This is a genomic window from Paenibacillus sp. JT22N7 (genome assembly GCF_059383875.1).
The window spans coordinates 302,482-324,186 of record NZ_JBXENY010000007.1; the positions used below are offsets into that span (position 1 = coordinate 302,482).

General features: G+C 41.2%; 19 protein-coding genes and 2 pseudogenes. 2 read left to right on the top strand and 19 right to left on the bottom strand.

Going from position 1 to position 21,705, the window contains the following annotated elements:
* Positions 1 to 175: 175 nt before the first annotated feature.
* From AC50Y5_RS20270 to AC50Y5_RS20325, 12 genes and pseudogenes are all read right to left on the bottom strand, one after another.
* Positions 176 to 592 (bottom strand): annotated as a pseudogene (locus AC50Y5_RS20270) (GNAT family N-acetyltransferase); the annotation flags it as partial.
* Positions 593 to 815: 223 nt separating this feature from the next.
* The gene (locus AC50Y5_RS20275) at positions 816 to 1,181 is read right to left on the bottom strand and encodes a hypothetical protein (protein ID WP_056041111.1); all 366 of its coding nucleotides are present in this window, start codon (positions 1,179 to 1,181) and stop codon (positions 816 to 818) included.
* 132 nt (positions 1,182 to 1,313) lie between these two features.
* Positions 1,314 to 1,781 (bottom strand): hypothetical protein, encoded by a 468-nt coding sequence (locus tag AC50Y5_RS20280; protein ID WP_155973476.1) that lies wholly within the window; start codon positions 1,779 to 1,781, stop codon positions 1,314 to 1,316.
* Between the two features lie 72 nt (positions 1,782 to 1,853).
* Entirely contained in the window at positions 1,854 to 2,426 is a 573-nt protein-coding gene (locus AC50Y5_RS20285) for a hypothetical protein (RefSeq protein ID WP_494863315.1), read from the bottom strand.
* 101 nt (positions 2,427 to 2,527) lie between these two features.
* Positions 2,528 to 2,932: a hypothetical protein gene (locus tag AC50Y5_RS20290; protein WP_155973475.1), complete on the bottom strand. Its 405-nt coding sequence runs from the start codon at positions 2,930 to 2,932 to the stop codon at positions 2,528 to 2,530.
* Positions 2,933 to 3,072: 140 nt separating this feature from the next.
* Positions 3,073 to 3,141 (bottom strand): annotated as a pseudogene (locus tag AC50Y5_RS20295) (hypothetical protein); the annotation flags it as partial.
* A 6-nt stretch (positions 3,142 to 3,147) separates the two neighbouring features.
* Complete coding sequence (locus tag AC50Y5_RS20300) at positions 3,148 to 3,399, bottom strand: hypothetical protein (RefSeq protein ID WP_494863318.1); 252 nt, start codon at positions 3,397 to 3,399, stop codon at positions 3,148 to 3,150.
* Positions 3,400 to 3,410: 11 nt separating this feature from the next.
* On the bottom strand, positions 3,411 to 3,875 hold the full coding sequence (locus AC50Y5_RS20305; protein ID WP_494863324.1) for a hypothetical protein: 465 nt from the start codon (positions 3,873 to 3,875) through the stop codon (positions 3,411 to 3,413).
* Positions 3,876 to 3,986: 111 nt separating this feature from the next.
* Entirely contained in the window at positions 3,987 to 4,469 is a 483-nt protein-coding gene (locus AC50Y5_RS20310; RefSeq protein ID WP_494863329.1) for a hypothetical protein, read from the bottom strand.
* Between the two features lie 183 nt (positions 4,470 to 4,652).
* On the bottom strand, positions 4,653 to 5,021 hold the full coding sequence (locus AC50Y5_RS20315; protein ID WP_494863331.1) for a hypothetical protein: 369 nt from the start codon (positions 5,019 to 5,021) through the stop codon (positions 4,653 to 4,655).
* 178 nt (positions 5,022 to 5,199) lie between these two features.
* Positions 5,200 to 6,081 (bottom strand): methyltransferase domain-containing protein, encoded by an 882-nt coding sequence (locus AC50Y5_RS20320; protein WP_494863333.1) that lies wholly within the window; start codon positions 6,079 to 6,081, stop codon positions 5,200 to 5,202.
* Positions 6,082 to 6,132: 51 nt separating this feature from the next.
* A complete protein-coding gene (locus AC50Y5_RS20325; RefSeq protein ID WP_494863335.1) occupies positions 6,133 to 6,786 on the bottom strand; it encodes a DUF4279 domain-containing protein in 654 nt (217 codons plus the stop codon).
* Positions 6,787 to 7,766: 980 nt separating this feature from the next.
* Between AC50Y5_RS20325 and AC50Y5_RS20330 the strand changes: the two genes are divergently transcribed.
* A complete protein-coding gene (locus AC50Y5_RS20330; RefSeq protein ID WP_494863337.1) occupies positions 7,767 to 9,221 on the top strand; it encodes a glycosyl hydrolase family 28 protein in 1,455 nt (484 codons plus the stop codon).
* Between the two features lie 107 nt (positions 9,222 to 9,328).
* On the opposite strand, the gene AC50Y5_RS20335 is transcribed toward AC50Y5_RS20330, so the two are convergent.
* The 6 genes from AC50Y5_RS20335 to AC50Y5_RS20360 form a co-directional block, all read right to left on the bottom strand.
* On the bottom strand, positions 9,329 to 10,981 hold the full coding sequence (locus AC50Y5_RS20335; protein ID WP_056041090.1) for an extracellular solute-binding protein: 1,653 nt from the start codon (positions 10,979 to 10,981) through the stop codon (positions 9,329 to 9,331).
* Between the two features lie 67 nt (positions 10,982 to 11,048).
* Complete coding sequence (locus AC50Y5_RS20340) at positions 11,049 to 11,930, bottom strand: carbohydrate ABC transporter permease (protein WP_430153717.1); 882 nt, start codon at positions 11,928 to 11,930, stop codon at positions 11,049 to 11,051.
* A 29-nt stretch (positions 11,931 to 11,959) separates the two neighbouring features.
* Positions 11,960 to 12,931, bottom strand: coding sequence for an ABC transporter permease (locus AC50Y5_RS20345; protein ID WP_056041087.1), 972 nt, complete (start codon positions 12,929 to 12,931; stop codon positions 11,960 to 11,962).
* Positions 12,932 to 13,141: 210 nt separating this feature from the next.
* Positions 13,142 to 14,755 (bottom strand): extracellular solute-binding protein, encoded by a 1,614-nt coding sequence (locus AC50Y5_RS20350; RefSeq protein ID WP_494863340.1) that lies wholly within the window; start codon positions 14,753 to 14,755, stop codon positions 13,142 to 13,144.
* 38 nt (positions 14,756 to 14,793) lie between these two features.
* A complete protein-coding gene (locus tag AC50Y5_RS20355) occupies positions 14,794 to 17,145 on the bottom strand; it encodes an AraC family transcriptional regulator (protein WP_494863342.1) in 2,352 nt (783 codons plus the stop codon).
* Between the two features lie 168 nt (positions 17,146 to 17,313).
* On the bottom strand, positions 17,314 to 18,483 hold the full coding sequence (locus tag AC50Y5_RS20360) for an MFS transporter (protein WP_056041083.1): 1,170 nt from the start codon (positions 18,481 to 18,483) through the stop codon (positions 17,314 to 17,316).
* A 165-nt stretch (positions 18,484 to 18,648) separates the two neighbouring features.
* On the opposite strand from AC50Y5_RS20360, the gene AC50Y5_RS20365 reads away from it, so the two are divergent.
* On the top strand, positions 18,649 to 19,389 hold the full coding sequence (locus tag AC50Y5_RS20365; RefSeq protein WP_494863345.1) for a MerR family transcriptional regulator: 741 nt from the start codon (positions 18,649 to 18,651) through the stop codon (positions 19,387 to 19,389).
* Between the two features lie 141 nt (positions 19,390 to 19,530).
* Here the strand turns inward: AC50Y5_RS20365 and gnpA are convergent, their stop codons facing one another.
* Positions 19,531 to 21,696 (bottom strand): 1,3-beta-galactosyl-N-acetylhexosamine phosphorylase, encoded by a 2,166-nt coding sequence (gene gnpA, locus AC50Y5_RS20370; protein ID WP_494863347.1) that lies wholly within the window; start codon positions 21,694 to 21,696, stop codon positions 19,531 to 19,533.
* Between the last annotated feature and the right edge of the window lie 9 nt (positions 21,697 to 21,705).

The window sequence follows — 21,705 nt, forward strand, 5'->3', positions numbered from 1 at the left end:
CGCTTCTTGAACCGCATCCTAGGCTTGAATGCTACGTTAGTCGCAATTCCTACATGCAGAGTTAGCTGCAGAAATAAAAAGAAGACCGCATGCACAGCCAGAGGCTGATCATGCGGTCTATAATTAAATAGTCAAATGATACACTAATTTGTTCCGTCTAAGTTTATAAATGAACTTAGTTATTCTTTATCCAATACCTTTTAATTATATTTCCATCATCCTCAATGAAATCTGTGTCCGGTTTTCCGCCATTATTAATGATCGTTTTTTCAGATCCTACATTACCAGCATCACAAACAACTAGAACATCTTCTATTCCTAGCTTCTTTGCCTCGATTAAAGATAATTGCAATAAAACTGTAGCGAAGCCTTTCCGTCTTTCGGACGGTCGAATGCCATACCCAATATGCCCAGCAGCATTAAACAAAAATTCGGATAATCGATGCCTAATATTAACTGCACCTATCACCCTATTTCGATCATTTATCAGCCAAAACGTTGAATCCGGAACCCAGCCTTCGGGTATTCCCAAGCCCAATTCATGCTTAGACAAAAAAGATAGCATCTTTTGAAAATCACTTGGATCTTTAGATTATTCATGTCTTTTAGGTTCTTTGATTAATTTTGGAAGTAGGGATGCTGCTATAGCGAACACGAGAGCCTTAATTAACAGCTAGGGGACAGGTCATTAGAATTAAGTTCACAATGATTGTATGGTTGAATCATCTTACATGGTTTCAGCTTCGGCCAGACCGAGGGCGAATTCCCATAACGTGAATTGATTTTTTTAATGATTCTTGCCTTTCCCAGAATAATTATTTATTATTACGCATTCCTTCAGTTCTTTCCATGTACTCGATATAAGATTCTTGAATTTTTCTCTTACATATTTCTTCCCATATATTTTTTAAGCTTTCATAGTTATTTTCATCATCAAATGATTCCGGATTCATATCACCACCAAAACCAATCCAAGCATTCTTTTCGAATTCTGACTCGCCTTCACTATCAGAGTAGGCAATTTCACTTGGAGCCTTTGTATAAGATAAAGATTCACAAGAGTTTTCTAAGCAATGGTAACCAGGATGATACGATCCATATCTGCAATACAGAGGAGCCTTTCTGTTCTTTTCTTTATCAAATCCACAATACAATTCTAAAATGACATGATTAATGGCCATATTAAATTCCTTTCTTGAATTCTTCAACAATTTCATCGTTTTTCGATACTTGCAGATACGGTTGTCACAATCACAAACCTTCACAGATTTAGATAGCTCTTATCTTAGTACATGCAGGGTTATTTGCTGAATCTACTTATAGTTTTTAAAATGTTTTAATTCCTCTAATGCTTCTTCTCGAATAGTTTCTATATCTCCATAGATTCCTTGTGTCGCCAAGTAATATCCGTCATCCAATCGATCCAATATTTTAGATAACTTATCATCAACTAATAAAGCAATTCCTTGATCAAGGATATTATTAATATATCTAAAAAAATTCTCATTTGTCATACGCGCCTCTTCAAGTTCAGTTACCAATTCACCTATTATTTTGTATAGTGGTTCAAAAAGTGTATTCTCACAACTGGCTTTTTTTAGCATTGAAATGGTTTCTTTAAGAGACTTATTATTGGACAATGAGACTTCAATTAATTCATACGGAAAATCTTCCATATCCTCAATCACAGTATCTACCCATTTTATGATGTCTTGTTTACTAAAGTATCCGATAACTAATCCAATGTAATGGTATCCGCATAATTGTTTTATGGTTTTCATGGCTTTCTCCATGTTCTTTAGAAGTTCTTCTTAAGGTGATAATAATGCCTTCTTTGAATTTACTAAAAGGCCTTAGTCTCTTGAATAAATCAATGCTCCGCCTGAGCCCATAATAGCTAATTTTTTGCCCGATGGTGAAAATCCACATTTAATGTTTCCATCTAAACGGTTTATATCAAGCATAATAGCATCATTTAGGTATGTATAAGCTGCTTTAAAAACATTATCTATGATTACAGATGCTCTTGGCCACCAAGGGTAAATAACCTCAACGATCCAGCCATCGTTTGTTGTATGAATCCCATCCCCTGATTCAAAACCAAAAATACTTATATACTCATTATTTAATGGCAATTGAAAAGTTAAATCGTTATTACTCATTCTTTCGTAAGTTAAATTAGAATCCCTATCTCTATGTATTAAAACCCCTGTTCTAGCTTGATTAATGCTATAGCCTGAACTGCTAATTAGGACAAGTTCCTCATCACTATTCCTCCCACAAGCCATACAGCCAGCTGCGGGAATAATAACCTCAGTCTCCCAAGGATGCGGTGGTTTGGCTGGTTTCATTGATTGTGCTTTATATAACAAATCCACTTCAAATTTAGTTCTTATTTCTCGTGGGGGTTTGTTAAAAAATTTCATACTATACTGAGCTCCTTAATGGGTTGTATATCTTGGTATCGCTTTGTTAAACAGTGTGGTTTTAGCCACTCCTTATGCTTACCAACATACACATCTTTCTTTTATGTTAACCTGTAATACTTACTGTAAAAATCAATTACTTTTTCTCTAGTCATGTAATCATCATTTGTTTTATATTGCTCTATGTATTCCAATATCTCTTTAGCTAATGTCGTATTTAATTCTTTCAAAAAATGAATAGTCTCATTAAGTCCTGCACCCATTAGCAATTCTCCGTCAATATAGCAGCCTGCATCAAAATCTTTCATCTTAGCATTCCAGATTAGGAGAGTGTCCTCGGGATAACCAAAGGTAAAAAGCAAAATACAGAGCGTTTTCAAATACTCATGTTCTTCTGTATTAGAATCATTCGTTTCTTCAATTAGTAACGACCTAATTTCTTGTAAATTTTTTAGCTCTGGTTCTAACCCGAAGCGTTCTAATAAAATATCTTCCCTGTCCATCATAACCCTCCCCCGTATTTAGCCTATATCATTTTTTCTAAATCTTTTATTTCAAGAATCACGGAATGATAGTAATTTCCAACGAATCGTATGCTATCTCTCTTTGCCTTATTAAACACAGCCGAACATAACATATTTCCTGTTCATTCCGATTCTGTCAGATCCGCTTCCGTAAAATTACAGGTCTTCAGATTCGAATTTATAAATTTGCTGTTTTTTTAACTTGCATTTGAAAAATCAAGGGCAAATATGCACTCTATAAATGAGCATCCACTCAGATTATAGTTTTGAAGGCTCCCTTCTTCTACCTCTATCCCTGAAAAAGTCTTTTGATCGGCTTCAAGTAATTCTTTAAATTGATCGATAGTCAGTTCCATTTTGTTTTCATGCCGTCCGATAATTTTCAGGAGTCCCTGACTGTACCAAGGGCGAATGCCCGCAGTGTGAATACGCTGATAGATGATATCCATGCCTTCCTAAGTTACTTCAATGAAATTCCAAGTCCTATTTTATAAATATAAAAACAATAAGAAGCTTCATGTTTAGCTCTTCCTATTACATATTCATTACTCTTAATCAATTCCTTTAAAATTTCAGGTACTTCAATATCCCATTCGATTTCTAATAGTTGTACTGGAAACTCACTATACGGATTTTTTGTATGAATATATATTGCATCACCCGAACCAAATTCAGGATTAATATAAATCCAAGTTTGAAAATCAATTTTACTCCCGCTAGATTGCTCTTCAATTCGATCTAAGATATTTAGGTAATATTTAAAATGACTTTTTCTATGCCCAATACTTTCGTCCGTTAATCCTTTCCAGTCAAGGTGCATATGCCAGTGGTTATACCACGATTCATCCTCAAAATGAAATTGATGACTAAAAATCAGTTTTTCTATATTTTGATAATGCCGACGTATACCACGGAATTTTTTCATATAATCCCCTCTAAAAAAACTGATCATTATGGTGTTCATTAATTACATATAACGTTCTTTAATTCACGTAAAGCCCCAGTCCTATGATGTATCTGCCTTCTTGAACTGCTGTTAAAATGTCAATATGGTGTCATAATAAATGTTTTTTATGTAATTTTGATCTCCATAACGAATCACTTTGGGATAATCTTCGCTGCTGATTTCCAACTTCAGTAAATCATCATTACTCTCTTTTATTTTACTTTTTATCTCTGCCCTTGAGTGCATATTATATAGTATATTTCTTATTTTCTTATCATGTTTAATTTCATAGCGGACTCCTAGTTTCACCATGTTATGCTGATCAGTGAAGTCGTTAAATAAATCTATTAATATAAAACTTTCCTTATCATCTTTCTTAAAAAATACAAAAACATCTCCCTTTCCTGCTCTACAAGGTCCTTCACCATATATTAAATATTGGTCATATAATCTTGTTATATCGAAACTTATATTTAGCTGTCTCATTAATTCTTCTAGAATAAGCGCCTCATTTGTTTCATCCATCAAATCAAAAAACGGTAAATAAAAAGAAAATTCAATATATTTATTCATTCTTAATTCCTTTCATTTATTCATATAGTTATTTTAACGCACATATTCCATATAACTTCTCTGTCTTCACGTTCTCCGACGACTGTCGGAGGTATTCTGCTGAATCTCCTACCATCAATCCGGCTTGATGGCACCAAACCGCTACGTGAATATAGTGTTATCAGAAATTCTTGTCTTCCCCGACTACTTTAAATTTAAATCCTTTAAAACCTCTTTCAAACTGTCATCATACATATCCTCTAATCGTTCCATTTCTGCTTTGTCATTTTCACTCTGTTTTTCAAAATACTTTTGGGCAGTCCCATCTAGGCCACTAAAATCAGCTTTAAATAAAAGCTCTTCATCCGATTCTGATGGTTTAATAAAATAAGCCAAAATGTCCTTACGCTCTTCTTGCGTATAAGGTGTTCTTGCTCTCATCTTTGAGTCGATCAAATTTAATATTTCGATCGTACTTGTATAAAATTCTTGGTGAAACCCATTAGGCGTCTTTCGGGCTGGAATATACTTTTCATTCTCTGACGTACAGGCTACTAATGAAATAAGCAGCAACAGACAACATCCTTGAATTACCATTCGCACAATTTATCTTTAACTCCTCGCAATATTCTCATAAACCCATTTATGTACGGATTCACCTCACCACTTTAAGGGCCAAGTGGAAGGACGTGGCCACACTGAAGTGATGCAATTTTGTCTGCCTGATTCCCCTTCTTCCTTCAAACAACTTTCAAATTCTCGTTACTGTACCAAAAGAAATCTTCATATTTGGTGCATATGTTAACCAAGATTGACTATTAAATTCTTTAGAAAATGTTAATTCTGCTTCGTATTGTTCTTTAGCTTCACTATCATTTAATCCTCTAGTCAATAAATCGTTTATTATTCTCTTTGCATCACCAGGTTCTTGCCCCAGTCCCTCTTCCTTTAATGAGTCAAAGAGCTTAGTCTTTTTTTCATTGTCCATGTTTTGATCTAAAAAGTTAACCTTATCACTAACTCTACATTCCACATTTTCCAATCCTAGTTGACTCATTAGAATGGGCAAAAACATTCCAATGTTGCCATCCTTTCCAGTACGTTTATAATCATCCTCAAATATTTTCTGTAGCGCACCTAATTGAATGACTTTACTTTGTTCAATTCCGTCTAAACGATAGTTTGCCATATTACCAATCCAATGAGGCTCAAAACAAATGATTTTCCCGCTATCCAACACACTGTCAATCATCTTTTCAAGAATTTTTTTAGCATCATTCATATGTAATAAGAAAGCATGACTCATGGCTATATCATAGTTCCGTTTCATTTCAAATTCTTCAATATCACACGCAATAAATTCAGTTTCGTAATTTAGATTCAAGAAAATTTCTTTAGCTTTATTTATTAAATCTTCCCCTTTGTCAATGCCAGTGTAGGTCGATCCTTCAGGTAACAAAGGAAGAAGTTTAAGTCCCAAATATCCAAACCCACAACCGTAATCAATAATACTTACAGGGTTATTAATTTTCCATACGCTCTGCACTAGAAATTGCAAGTAATCATCATTGTAATACAGCCATCGAGTATTTCTTAGATATTCAATTTGATTATCCCAATAATATTCTGACATAAGAATGACCTCCTTATTATTAATTAAAGTCTTTAGACAGCTTCAGTTGAATTACTCCAAATCTGGTCCGCCTGCATATAAATCTATATCTAATGAAGCATTTAGCTTTGATAGTTTCTCAATGATTATTGGTTTAAGATTAATTCCCGACATCTGTTCTTTGTAGCCGTAGTAAACAACCCGAATTTCTTTATGAATTTCAGCGGATTCAATAATTTGAATCAAATTTGATGTTTCTAATTTATTTATTAAATTTGCTAATTTCTCTTCAACTTCACCCGTTTTCTTATCTTCTAATTGGAAAGTAAACCCGCTATCTTCATGGAATCTATTCGTATTTCTTTTTGAAATTTGAGTTCCTATCTGCCATGTTTTTGAGGGTGCCAGATTAATTCCCTCCAATAATTTCTCTAAATTAGTTACGTTAGATGAAACTGATAAATATACATGATTCCCCGCACTCATTCCCATAAATCTAACCTTGACTTCAGGTGAAGTATCTAAATAAACCACGAAATAATATTCTTCATTCACAATAGAAAAATAAACTTCAGCAGATTGTTCTCCATCATTCATTATCACATCTGCTATTTTAGGTTTGTCATTCTCATAAACCAATTTATTTACGGATAAATATTGTTTCGTTAGCTCGAAGGATTGTTCTTCTATTTCCTTGCGTGCAACTTTCTTAAGTGTCTCAATCATCTTCGAACCTCCTTAAATAATGACTTTCAGACGATTTCTGATAACATCTGCCTGCCGTCTGCGAGTTGCTTTCTTAAATCTTCTATCCATCTTTGGCTTATATTTATGGTCTTCATAATCTGTAATAACCATATCTGTGATTTATTATCAATCACCTATTTTTAATCCTAAAATTGTCTTTTTACTGATTCCAACATGAATAATCTTCCAACCCGTTTCAGTATACCAAAATTAGAATTTTACAGCATAAAAAAGAGACCCTTAGCCAGCTGCCAGCAGGCTTCGAATCTCCGATGCTTTTGATATATTCCATCTATATCTTGTTTTTAATATAAAACTATGATTCCTGTTTCTATCATGCTGCTTTTCTACGCATATCCATGTTTATTTCCGTTCCTACCTGATTAACGATTTATTCAATATGTTACTTTTTGCGCTCCCTTTTCATTTCGCATTCCCCCCTCCTTCACCAATATTATTTACATGCTGAAGCTTGCTACTCAGTCCATCCATAAATCACCCTATTCAACATTATGAACTCCACTATTCATGTTGATTCGTAAGCCTAACTAAACACCCAATTTTATCCAATTTGTCAAATAGCCCAATCGAATCCATTAATCCATGTATATAATAGATTACTAGCTGGAAAGGAGATGATTTGAATGGGATACGGATATGACAAAAAGAAAAAGGTTAAAGTAATTTTTGTTAAACCTGGTCAAAAAGTTCTTATTATCGGTAAGAAGCATTGGACAAAGAAAAATCATTGCTAAGCTTGTGGAGTGCTTGTTCATACAAGCGCTCTTACATACTCTTATATATAAACATCCCCATCCACTGTTCAACTCATCCTATAAATAATAAAACCCAAAATGATTAAAATTCATTGCTATCATTAACTTATGCAATTGTTAGCGGCCGCCCCATTATATTAACCTGAATACAGGCAATGACTATTTCGTATTTGGGAGGTACATATGAGTCAGACGATCATTTATCCAGCACCGGAAGGTGCCATTGGTTCAGATAACTATCGCGTTCGCGTACGGGAAATTGGAGGCGACTGGCAAGAGCTGTTCGTGTACGAAGTCAAGGTGGATATGCATAACGTTCGCAAAGCTTCCATGGCTTATTTTGATATGGAGGGCACGGTTGAGGTAGAAATCGACTGCTGCTTCACGCCTATAAGCAGCGTCATCGTACGCCCCCTATCGACAGGCATTCAGACTGAATATAGCAGCCATTCCATTCGCTTCACATTGGATCGACCTGAAAAGTTATCAATTGAGGTTAATGACGAGCGCTTCCGCAATTTGCATCTATTTGCCGGTAAGCCTGAGCTGGAGGCACCTAGGCCCGGAGATCCAGGCGTGCTCGTGCTGGAGAGAGCCGGGAAGCCCGCCATTCACCGAACAGAGGATATTTTAAAATTAGCCGAGACCCCGACAGCTGAGACGGGGCACGCGCCCGATGTCATTTATTTCGCTCCCGGTATGCATTATTTAGAAGAAACAATACTCCGCATTCCTTCAGGCAAAACAGTTTATATTGCCGGGGGTGCCATCGTTGTCGGCTCGCTCGTCTGCGAGCATGTTGAGAATGTAACCATTAGAGGAAGAGGCATCTTGGACCTGTCCGATTTCCATCGCTATTCGGCTTTCCGTGGCGTACGTATTGTATTCTCGCAAAAGATTCAGGTTGAGGGGCTTATTTTGCTCGATCCGCCCCATTACAGCATTTATATTGGAAAGTCCTCTCATATAAGCATTAGCAACTTCAAATCGTTCAGCACAAGAGGCTGGTCAGATGGCATCGATATGATGGCTAGCTCCGATATTGACATTGATGATGTTTTTCTGCGGACATCCGATGATTGCATCGCTATTTATGGCACTCGCTGGGATTATAAAGGAAATACGCGCCGCGTGCGTGTCCGCAATTCAGTGCTGTGGGCGGACGTCGCTCACCCGCTAATGATTGGGACCCATGGCGATCACCATCATGACGGAGATACGATTGAGGATATTACCTTTATGAATTTGGACATCCTTGAGCATCACGAGCCTCAAGAAAATTATTGGGGAGCGCTGGCCATTAATGCAGGAGATAAAAATATTGTTCGCCAAGTGCTGTACGATAATATCCGCGTCGAGCCATTCGAGCAAGGACAGCTGATTGACATTCGGGTCGTGCACAATGCTGATTATAATCCTGTACCTGGCAACCGTATCGAAAATATTACGTTCCGCAATGTCGCCTATAGTGGAGAGAATAGCAATCCCAATCGGATTTACGGTTTTGATGAACAAAGACCTGTCGAAAATATTACTTTTGTTAACCTCCGCATCAATAACCAATGGATTAGTGATGCTTCTAAGGGCCATTTTCGCATCAATGCATTTGCCAAGAACATTACGTTTTTGTCCGATTAATAGGAAACAGCCCCTTCGTCACCAAATGACGGAAGGGGCTGTTATTTGTGCTGCATTTCCCGTTACATCGAACATGTTGCCGCTATACGCAACATTGTTCCCTTTACTTATTTACCGCCTGCATCCAAATAAGCCTGCACTTGCTTGAGCACTTCCGCACGTACCGTTTCTAGTCCGGAATCGCGCATTTGTTTGTTTAAGCTTTGCGCCATTTCCAGCCAGTTTTTCTCGTATCCTACCTTGAGAATTTGCTCGACCTCATCAAATTTCGGCTTGATTTTGGCAAGCTCTGTCGCCACCGGCTTGGAATCGAAGATAAAGCCCGAAAGCGCAATTTGGAAGTAGTTTTTGTTATCAAGCGCATACTGCAAATAGTTCATCGTAGCCGGGTCCTGATCTGAATTCAGCCTCGATAAGCTCGGATTCCAGGTTAGCTCATACGGCTGGAATTGATATTTCGTCGTATTTGCCGTTGTTTTGTAGCCATTGTCGCCATCGGCTACCCAATGCTCGCCCTCAATGCCAAGCTCGAATAAATCATGATTGGCCTTGCTGCTGAACAGCCAATCAAAAAACTTCATTGTGCGATCAATATTTTTGGAGCTTGCCGGAATAACGACGCTGTTGTTCGCGCGGAAATCCGTACGAATAGCGCCTGGCTTCATATTGCGGACATCGTCGCTCTCATACACGAACGGCTCGATATCCAGCCCTGTACCGTATGCTTCTTGCAGCTTTTGACGATCTCTTGAAATGCCGCCAATCGTGCCTTCTCCAGCGCCGCCCTTATCTGAGACAACACCCGTTGCTGGAGCTAGAGCATCCTTGTTAATGTACTTGCTCCAGTCCACCCGCTTCTGGAAGTGGCCGTAAATCGAAGCATGCGTATTGAACGGTGCAGGGAAGCTCGCAAATTCCGAATCCGGATCACCCAATGTTGCGGCGCCGATAACCTTCTTGCCATCCTCCGACAGCGCGACACTGAATGGAATGCCTCCGGTAAAGGAATCGCTTCCAATCGCGGCTAGGCGAATATCGGTCCGCCCATTTTCGGATGGCGTGAACAGCTTATGAAAGCCTCGGCCTCCTAAGGCGAGTGGCGTATAGTCCGGCTTCTTTTCTTGAACCTGCTGAAGATAAACTTCTAATTCCTCCAACGTTGTAATCGGGCCGAGTCCCAATTCCTCGCGAATATCTTTGCGGATACTGATGACGTTAAGATCTGTATAGTAGTAAGTAAGCGGAATCGTATAAAGATGGCCATTAATTTTGTTCGCTTCAACGAACTCCGCAGGGAATGCCGCTTTCAGCCCTGGATATTCATCATTGTTAAAATATTTATCAAGCTCTGCATAATAGCCGAGGCTGACATGATTGTACAAATTCATCCACCCCGCATCAAACATGACGTCAACGGCTTCGCCTGTCGACATCTTCAATTGCATTTTTTGCCGATGATCCTGAGGCGTGTTGTATTCAAATTCAAGCTTCGTATTAAGCGAATCCTTGCTCACTTCTTCAAACTTAGCGAGAACCTTATCCAAATCCGCAGGCTTATCGCCGAATAGCATGAACTTCAAGGTCACCGGATCCGGTGCTGCCGCATCTGGGTTACTCGTACCTGCCGTCTCGCTGCTGCTTGGGGAAGGCTTCCCGCTCGCATTGCCGTTAGTTCCGGTGCTGCCGTTGTTTCCACTGCATGCCGCCATTAAAAATAGCACCATAACCAGCGTTGCCGCCATAAACATTTTTGCTTTCATTGTTTTTCCTCCCTTTTTTGTGCTGCTGAATCTATCTGCATCTATCTAAAATCATTCTGCGATGAGATTAGCCTTTGACTGAGCCAACGAGCAGCCCTTTTACAAAATATTTTTGCAAGAACGGATAGAGGAATATGATCGGGCCGATCGTCACGACTGTCGTTGCGAGCCTTGAGGTCAAAGTAGGGACAATATAGCCCGGAGCCGTTACGCCTGATGCAAGATTGTTGGCAAATGCCGCATTATCCAAAATTCGTTTAATCAAATATTGCAGCGGAAACAAATCTTCATTCGAAATGTAAAGCATCGCCTCAAACCATTTGTTCCAAAAGGCGAGCGCGTAGAACAGGCTGATCGTCGCAATAGCGGGCAAGGAGATCGGAATCATAATGCGGAACATAATATAAACATCATTGGCCCCGTCAATTTTGGCCGATTCGCCAATCGATTCATCAATGGAATTGAAGAAATTACGCATGAGGAACATATTCCATGGGTTAATAAGGGCGGGAATAATCAGCACCCAGATCGTATCCTTAAGCCCTAAATATTTGGAAATGAGCAGGTATGTAGCTACCAAACCACCATGAAACAGCATCGTAAAAAAGACATAAAAGTTAATCGAATTGCGATATCTGAGCGATTTGACAGACAGCGGGTAAGCAAGGGCACAAGTGACAATCATCGCCAATACGGTACCAACGACCGTCACAAAAATCGTAACGCCATAGGATTTATAAATTGTGCTGTCCTTAAGCAAAAGCTTATAAGCTTCTAGGGAAAATTCCTTAGGAAGCAGCGTAAATCCGTTTCTAATGATGGAGCCCTCCGTGGATAATGAACCGCTGATGACGGTCATAAACGGGATAAGGCATACGAGAGCAAATACCGTAATTCCGACATACATGAGCGATAGGAGCAGCCGGTCTCCAGCGCTTTCTTTTATCATGCTACGCCACACCTTTACTGATAGATTTATTAGAAGAGCGCTGAATCAGGCGAAAATTTCCTTGCCAATTGGTTTACCGTTACGACCAGCACGAAGCCGACGATGGATTGAATGAGACCGACGGAGGCGGCCATGCTCACATTGCCCAAATCCACCAGTGCCCGATACACATAGGTGTCGATGACGTCGGTTGTCGGATAGAGCAGCGCATTTTTTCCTACGATCGCATAAATCATGCCGAAATCCCCGTAGAAAATGTTCCCCATAGCAAGCAGCAGCAGCAGCATAACCGTTGGCTTCACCATCGGCAGCGTAATATGGCGGATTTTGCCCCAGCGCGTGGCGCCGTCCATGGAAGCCGCTTCATAAATTTCCGGATTAATGCCCGATATGGTGGCCAAATACACGATTGAGCCAAAGCCTGCGGCATGCCACAGCTTGATGATGACGAGAATAAGCGGCCAATACGCAGCTGTGTTATAGAAGGCCAAGCCTTCTAAACCAAAATCCCTCAGAATTTGATTAATCAGCCCCTCTTTGTACAAGAGGAATGAGGTAGCAAAGGTCGCGACCACCGTCCAGGACAAAAAGTTCGGCAGGGTTACAATCGTTTGTGCGATCCGTTTAAAATATTTTCCTTTCAGCTCCGAGAAGATGATGGCGATGATTAATGAAGCAAGGGTGCCGAAGCCGATAAATAGGAAATTTAGAAACAGCGTATTAAAGACAACACGATACACATCGCTGGATTCCAGAAAAAACTGAAAGTTTTTAAAGCCAACGAATTCGCTTTTCAAAATCCCCTTTACCGGATTGTAATTTTGAAAGGCAATGACAATCCCGAACATCGGCAAATAGGAAAAGACAAACAACAGCAGAATGCCGGGCAGTGTTAACAAATACAGCAAATGATTTTTTCGAATCTCCTTAAAAAAAGAGGGCTTCTTGTTCAGTGTGATTCGCTTTAATGCTTGGTCTTGATGCGCTATGGAATTTTCCATGCTGAACCTCCTTTATCTGATTGTTGACTATATAAGCTCCAACTGGCTCCTTTATTATTTCGTTTCGGGCTGTTCGAGGCTAGAATTCAATCTAGGGAAAACCATGTTTATTACCATTTATGAACTATCTAATCTCACTTTTTCTACCTAAAACGCACAAAAAAGGGCCGCCCCCGCCGTCATGAAATGACTTTGTGGGCTAGCCCTTATCTAGTGGCCACCGCTATCGATATATGCCTGTACCTGTTTTATAAACTCTGCCCGGATCTTCTCCAGTCCCAGCCTGCGAAGCTCGGCATTCAGCTTGCTTGCCTCTTCTCGCCAGTTCGGCTCAAGCCCGGCCTGCGTAATGAGATTAAAAGCATCGTAGCGCGGCTGCACTTTCGCGATTTCAATTTTCACCGGCTCGGGATTAAAGGTAAAGCCGCTTAAGGCTACCCGATAATAAGAATCCTCGCTCGCCTGATATTGCAAATATTGCAGCGTCTGCTCGTCATGATCAGCATTCAGACGGGATAATAACGGGTTAAGCGTCAATTCGTAGGCGGGAAACAAATAATCCTTCGCATACGGCGTCATCTCATACATATGGTCGCCCTTCTGGTTCCAGTGCAGCCCTTCAATACCTAGCTCGAATAGATCATGATTGGCCTCACTCTCGTACAGCCAATTCATAAATTTCATCGACTCCTCCTTATGCCTGGAAAAGATCGGGATGACGATATTATTCCACGCTTTATAGGAGGTTCCTATCGCCTTCGGCTGCATCGTGCGAGCCGCATCATTATAAACAAAAACCTCTAGATCCGCTTCCGGCACGGCTGCCTTCAGCCGCTGCTTGATTTTTGAAATGCCGCTTATGGCCCCTTCTCCCGCAGCCGCTTTCCCCGTAACGACCAGATCCTCTACATTGCTCAGCACATCCCTCGGAATGAAACGGCTGAATTCTACTCTCTTATCATTGTGGCTGTAGAAATAATCGGATTGATTAAACGGCGCAGGCAGCTTGGCGTAGTCCGCGTCTGGATCTCCTATTGTTGTTGCGCCTAAAACATGCTTGCCGTCGTCAGACAAAACTAAATTAAATTCAACGCCCGTCCCATAAATCACATGAGGCACTGCTCGAAACCGGGTTTGCTTATCGTTAAAATTATAAAACATATCAAAAAATCCGCGATTGCCAATTCCGAACGGAATGATTTCCGGATTGTTTTGCTCAACCTTTTCCAAAAACACTTTGAACTGTTCCATGTTTTGAATCTGGGGCAGCCCATATTTCTCCCGCAAATCCTTCCGAATGAAAATCGTGCCAAAATCCGCATAATTGCTCATCAAAGGAATCGTATACAGGCGGCCATTGATCCGATTAGCATCCAAAACCGCTTGCGGGAACGCCTGCTTCAAGCCAGGGTACTTCTCATTCTGAAAATAATCATCCAAGGGCTGGTAGTAGCCTTGTCCAATGTTTTGCTCCAAATTCATCCACGAAGCATCGAACAGCATATCAATCTGCTCGCCTGCAGCCATTTTCAATTTCATTTTCTGATTGTAGGTATCGGCCATATCCCATGAAATGTCCAGCTTGATGTGGAGGGTATCTTTCGTTAAACGCTCAAATTCCGCCAAAATTTTGTCCATATCGGCTGGCTCGCTCCCAAAGAACATCACCTTTAAGGTGACGGGATCATCCGCTTTCTCTTCTTGCTTTGTCGCCGCATTCTTTAGGCTTTTGGCAGAGCTTCCTTGGCAGCCCGCTGCAAGAAGAAGACAGGCCAACACGAGTATAAGAGCTAATCTATAATTTGATAAGTGACTTGCCTTCACGACTAATCCCCCCATTCCACGCGAAATCAATGGCTGCATCAGCCTTCTTGCGTTTGGATATCCTTCAATTTATCGATTAATTGGTATTCCTTGCGAAAATGAATCGGCGACTTTCCGGTATACTTTTTAAACGCGGCATAAAAATGATTTTTACTGGTCAAGCCGATCATTTCACATATCGTTCCTGCCAAATGATCCGTTTCCAGCAATAGCTGCTTCGCCTTCTCAAAACGATAATCCGTCAAATATTGGGTAATGGATTTGCCTGTCTGATCTTTAAATATTTTGCGGGCATAATTGGTAGATAAGCCCACTTGCTCCGCCAATCCTTCCACCGATAAATTCGGATTAGCGTATTCCTGCTGAATGAGATCCGTAATGATCAAAACGACCTTCACGTTTTTCTGCGATGAATTTTGATCTCTCCGCTCCATGATTTGCCCACATACCGCCTGAAATTCGACTTCCATTTGTTCAATCGTTTCCTGCTTTCTTATTTTCTCCGGCAGGGCAGAGATGCCATTGTACATTAAATCCTCTTCGTTCAGCATGCCTTTGAAAATTCGGATCATGCTTCCGCATAGCTGGGACAGGAAAAACATAATTTCATCGTACGGATAGCCCTTTAATTCATGAAAAAAATCGCCAATCGCCTGCTGGAGCTTCTCCCGCTCCCCCATCTTCAGACTGTCCGTTATCGCTTTCTCGAACGCGACAGGGTATTCATGCTCCTGCTGCTCATTAGCGCGAATAGCTTCAGACGTGATGAAAGCATGATGGCCGTAAATCAAACGATAACGGGACGCATGATAGGTCAAATTCCAGGAATGCGGAATTTCTTCTATCGTATGAACGACGCTGCCTACCGCAGCCGTCACACTGATTTTCAAATAAGAGGAAATGCTAGCCTGCACATCCTGAATCATTTTCAAAATAGCATGCTGCGTAATCTCGCTCTCGGATGACCAATGCAGCAGCATAACGATGCCATCATCCTGATCGTCAAACACAGCTGCTTGAAGCTGGCCTGCAATAATTTCCTCGGCAATATTCGCCGCAGCATACTTAATTAAGGACACATCCATTAAATCCATCCGTCCAAAATGCTGCTCGAAACCATCCAAGCGCAGCATGCACACCTGAAACCGGTCACCTTTAAAACGAATGCCCAGCTCTGAAAGCTGCTTGTCATGCACATGCGGAACGTACCCGCCTTTCACGACAAAGGTCAGCAGCTCCTTCCTTCTCGCAGGCTTATAACCCGAAATATTATGCTGCAAATCGCTCACTTTGCTTTCCAAATGCTGAAAGGATTTTGTTAAAAACTCATATTCATTAAGCTGTGCGCCATCACGCAGCTCTCCGAGAGAGGAGCCCACTCGTTTAATCAGCCGATGTATCGGGGTGTAGATTAAGCGAATAGAGAACAGCACCGTCAGCGCCGCAATCGCGATAAAAATAAAGGTCAGCCATACAATAAATTGCTTTAATTTATCTACCTTTGTGAGCAGGCTGTTTATTTCCGCCATGCCAATGAAGCTCCAGCCCAAAGAATCCGCTTTCATATATGAAATCAGATAGCTTTTGCCATCAATCTCTTCCCTCAATTCGCCTTTGTCGAATTTCGATTGAATCACTTTCTTAATATGCGCCTCGCTCCCCCAATTTTGGTTGATCAGGCTGGAATCAGAATGAGAGATAACGGTTCCTTCCTCGTTAATGATCATCGATTGAAGGGATTCATTGCCGATGCCCTTGGTGACTAGATTTTGCAGCGTCTGCTGGTCCAGATTTACAACAAACGTACTGTCCACGATTTCTTTGGTCGCATATTTGGAATAAACGAGCGAGATCAGGTTTTTATCTATTTTCAGATCCGATTTTAAGGCGACCAAATGGCGCGGTATAAAAATGCCCAGCTTGGACGTATTCGTATTTTTAATAATTTGGGTCATATCTTGATCATAAAAATCGTCTACGGTTTGCAGCATCGTCTCCGATGAGAAAACGGCATCATTTTCAAAATTATAAATATATATCGATTCAATTAAGGGGTTGGCTGCCTTTAAATCAATTAAATATTGATTAATTCGGTACGTATCCAAAACGGAGAATTGTTCCCCGTACAACCCGTTAATGATATGCTCATTGCCAATATAGACGGATGAAAAATAATGATAGGTCGATGAAAGCAGCACATTCGCCGTATTAAAGGATTGATTGTTCATCGTCTCCACCGAGTCGAAAATATCATCGGTCAAATTCCCGGTCACTTTATCGACGACAAGAAATGAAAAAATACCGATTAATATAAAACTGACGATTAAATAAGAGAAGATCATTTTTAACAACAACTTGCGCTGCTGCACGAATTGCTTTATACCCCACATTGATTCCTTGCCCCCCTGCTTGCTCGATTCCAAAACTACGAATAATAATGATGATATCATGCGCAGATAAGAGAAGGAACAAGCAGAGGGATGAACTTGAGGCCAGATCAGCCATGAATTTTAAAGAAAACTATGTAGGATGATGATATTTGCTGAATTAGTACTGCGTTATACAAGCTTATGCTTGTGAACTCTATTAACCATTTCTGAAGATGCAAACATAATACTAAACAGGATCAGCAAAATAATGGGTACCATGAACATACCGAATTGGCTTGCAATAATCCCCATTAATAATGGAATCAGAGTTGAACCCGTATAAGCGCTTGCCATTTCAAGTCCAATTACACTCGGAGAAGCTTTTTCCCCAAATCGTTCCGGTGTTGCATGAACAATACTAGGATAGATGGGTGCGCCACCTAGCCCTACTACAAACAAAGCTCCTGCAGCAACCCCGTATGGAACCGGTAAAATAAGAACCAGCAGTCCCACACAGCCAACTAATCCACCATATCTTATAAGGCTTTTACTTGATACATAAGTCGAGAGAAATCCTGAAAAGATACGTCCTATTATGATGCCAATATAAAATAAGGAGGACAGGGCCGCTGCTTTCCCAGGAGAAATCCCTTTACTAGCTATAAAAAAGGACGCCATCCATAGACCTGCGGCTGTTTCCGAGCCATTGTAACAAAGCATCGAAACCATGGACATTTTAACACCACGGATTCGCAAAGCCTCTCTGTTACTGACTGCTTTCTTTTCGTCGTCATTTCCTAGCTTTTTATTATCCAATATTCTCCACAAAGACAGCGATGCCAATAATATTACCACTATAACAGTAAGTAATATCGCTATCGTAACGTATCCTGCACGCCAGTCACCTCCATTATCAAGCGAAAATGACATAACAATAGGTCCCGACATGGCTCCAACTCCCCAGAAGCAATGCAGCCAGCTCATATGCTTGGCTTTGAAATGCAGCGCTACATAGTTACTTAATGCTGCATCTACAGAACCGGCGCCTAAGCCCAAAGGAATTGCAAGGAATATAAAGAATAAAAACTCGTTTGATAAAGAAAATCCAAATAAGGCGATCGTTGTTGATAGGATGCTGAATAAAGTTACCTTACCTGTGCCAAATCTATGCAACAATCTGCTTGCAAATAAACTGGATATAACCGTACAAAATGAGATCACTAACGATATATAACCTGCCATTTCTGTTCTGGCGCCAATATCGAGTTTCATAACTGACCAAGCACTGCCTAGCAAGGCATCTGGCAATCCAAGACCTATAAATGCGAGATAAATAATAATTAGCAGTAACGTAACCATCGTTGCTCTCCCCCTGTGTTTCCTCTTTATCGATGCTTTACAAGTTCTCTAAGTAAATGCGCATATGAAAGTTTAGTTCTATTCGCCTTTCTAATATGCTACAATCAAAAATTATAAACTTTAAAGCAACTTTAAAGTCAATAACTTAAGTAAAGGAAATAATACATGGAACCATTAATAAAGATCAGCGATGTTTCGGAAGCTCTCGGTGTGCCTACATCAACTTTGAGGTTTTGGGATAAAGAGGGCCTGATTCGCTTTGAACGCAATGACGATAACAACTACCGGAATTTTTCATACCAAACGATGCTCGATATTTGTGATATTATTTTTTTTAGAAGTCTTGAGCTCCCCTTATCAACAATCAAAATCATCAACACCAAGAGTGCCGATGATTTAAACTTATTATTGAGAGAAACAAAGACTGAATTGGAACAGAAAATCGCCTATTTGCAGCAAGTGACCGAACGAATCGAAGCAAGAGAAAAAAAGCTCGAAAAATACCAGCATATGCAAGATCAACCACTACGCGTAATAAAAGCCAAGCTATCACCAGTCCGTTCTTTTAATTTTCAGGATAAAGAAATGGTGCAGTTGTATTTGGATGACCCTGGTCTATCGGCAGATATACTTGCTGGTCCTTTTAATGATTCGATGGTCTGCGGCATGTTTGTAGATTCGGAGGTAAAAAATATTATACGCGAAGGTGACGATGAAGAAAGAAATTATTTGCATGGATTGCTCTGGATGAACCGCGACAAACAAATGAATGCAGAGGAATTTTGGAGCACTTCACAACGTTTGGGGTACAAGCCAGGTCAGATTATTTGCAAATATCTTGTTTCAACCAAGGAAGAAGGACAAGAACTGCGTAATTTTTTCGAAGCATGGCTAGAGATTGATTAATTCGTTTCCCTCTTGCCCGCATTACAGTCGTGCTGCTCATGAGACGTGTATAGGAAGCAGAAAGCCGCTCCATTAGAGAGCGGCTTTCTGCATTTGATAACCTTTGACAACCTTGCGGATTCATTAATTAATATTCTATGTTTATAAACCGCCAATCGTCATGATCGTCGTGTCATATGGAGCTAATTCAAGCGTCTGTTGTCCATATTCCGTATCAATTGTCGTGCTTTGAAGCTGATCGCTGTTGTTAATTACAACGAGTAATTTACTTTCCGGATAATATGCACACTCCGTATATAAGTTATCCGTCATGTATTTCGTTTCATTCAGCTCATTGCCGGCATAGCGGATCAGGTTCAGCAGCAATCGGGTATTTTCCAAGCTGAATTCGAACGAAGGAAGGTAGATTCCCTTGCCTTTGCCAAAAGCATGCGTAGACAGCGTGATTTGTCCGTCCGTTTCATGCGCAACCGCAGCTGACCCGTCGGTAAGATAGATGCCCTTCTTAGCTGCAATGCTAGCCCCAACAGGCACCAGTCCGTGCTCGTCACGAGCCTCGTAAGTCCATTTGCCATGAACGACTCTGGCGCCGGTATCCTCATCCAGACCGAGAATATGGGCCATTCTGAAAAAGCTGTCATACCCTTCTACCGCCGAAGGCTGGTTAATCCCGATAAACGTACCACCCTCATACACCCATTTGGTCAGCATGTCCACGCATTTGCTGTCGTTCCAGTGCGTTCCGCCGCTCCATGCTGAACCGGCCGAGCCGGCATTAATCACCACATCATAGTCCTGTAGTTTTCCCTGACGGATATCCTCAAAATCGATGAATCCGACCTCAACCGGCAAGCCAGATAACGCCTCATTGATATGAATCAGATCATGCATGTAGGTCTCATGGAAATGGCCGGACAAGGTCCACGATCGGAGCTTGCCCCAGCTGTGCAAAATCGCAACCTTCGTCTTGATCTGATACGGCTTGCCTTGCTGGTGCAGCTCTTTGATCTCCCTGAATTCATTGGCAATCTTCTCAATATAATCGCAGAATTCCGGGTAAGGCTCCACCAAATGCAAATATCCGCCCAATCCGATCCGATCAATTGGCTCTCTTAGCAGGGCGCGACGGATATTGATCCAGTACTTCTTGGCATCCAGCGTAGGATCGCCGCCCTCCATAAAGGTAGGCAGTCCGCCTAATCCGACCGGGAATAAATAAGGATGCAGCCGGATTTCATGCGTGTCCACTTTTACCCCTGAACACATTCGTGCTTCATAACCCGAGAATACGCATTTGATCATGCCGTCGAAGCCAAACTCCGGAAAACGATCATTATATGGCTCCATGCCCACCCAGCTGTCATCATAGAAGACGTAAGCCAGCTTGCCATGCTTATGCACAATATCAATCAGCTGTTTGCTGAAGCCAATGACAAAATCATTAATAAATGCCATCCAGTCGAGCTTGCGCTGCTCCGCCGGAATATGACTGACGCGGTATTTGCCGCCATTTACAAAATCCTCGGCCGTCAGCGAATAGCCATACTTTTTGGCGAACAGATCAAGCGCTTTGGCACTCACCGTGAAATCATAGGAGCCCCAATCCGAGAACAGATGGCGATTGCGCTCGCTGCTGCCCCAGATCCAGGCAAAATTATAAAATAAGGAGGTAAACCGGACTACCGTTGTTTCCTTATGCTGGGCGCACCAGTTTTCCGTCCAGTCGAGCATATACTGCTGCGTTTCCAGATACATTGGATCAATCTGCATTAGATGCTCTTTGTCCCAGTTATTCGTGGTGTGATTGTACATGGAGATCTCTTCCCAGATCCGGTAGGCCATGAAGCTGACCGTGTATTTATGCCAAGGCACAATTCCGGTAAGCACCACATTCCCCGATTCGCGGTCATAATTCCACTGCTCTCTCGGAACCTCTTCCCCGGTCGTCCGGTCAACAATTTGCCAATATTTAAACGCCTCTTTGGAATCATTGACTCTGAACTGCTCAGCGAAAAAGTCCTCCATCAAATAAACGGATAAATAATCCTGCACCGCTACCTTCGGATTCGTAATTAAAAAACACTGCTGCAGCTTATCTAAATTCTGCGATGCCCACTCATTATGGTCTCTAACGATACAGATTGTAGAATAGATACCGTAGCCTGCGTTAATAATCTCATCTGACAACTTCGTGCCGTCACTGTCACGGATGACATCGGCGCCCCAGCGCTCCGCTAATTCCAGCGTCAGTGCCTCATAACCAGCTTCACCCGGCAGGGTAAAGGCTCCCGTCGTTTGTTTAGACAAATGGATTCC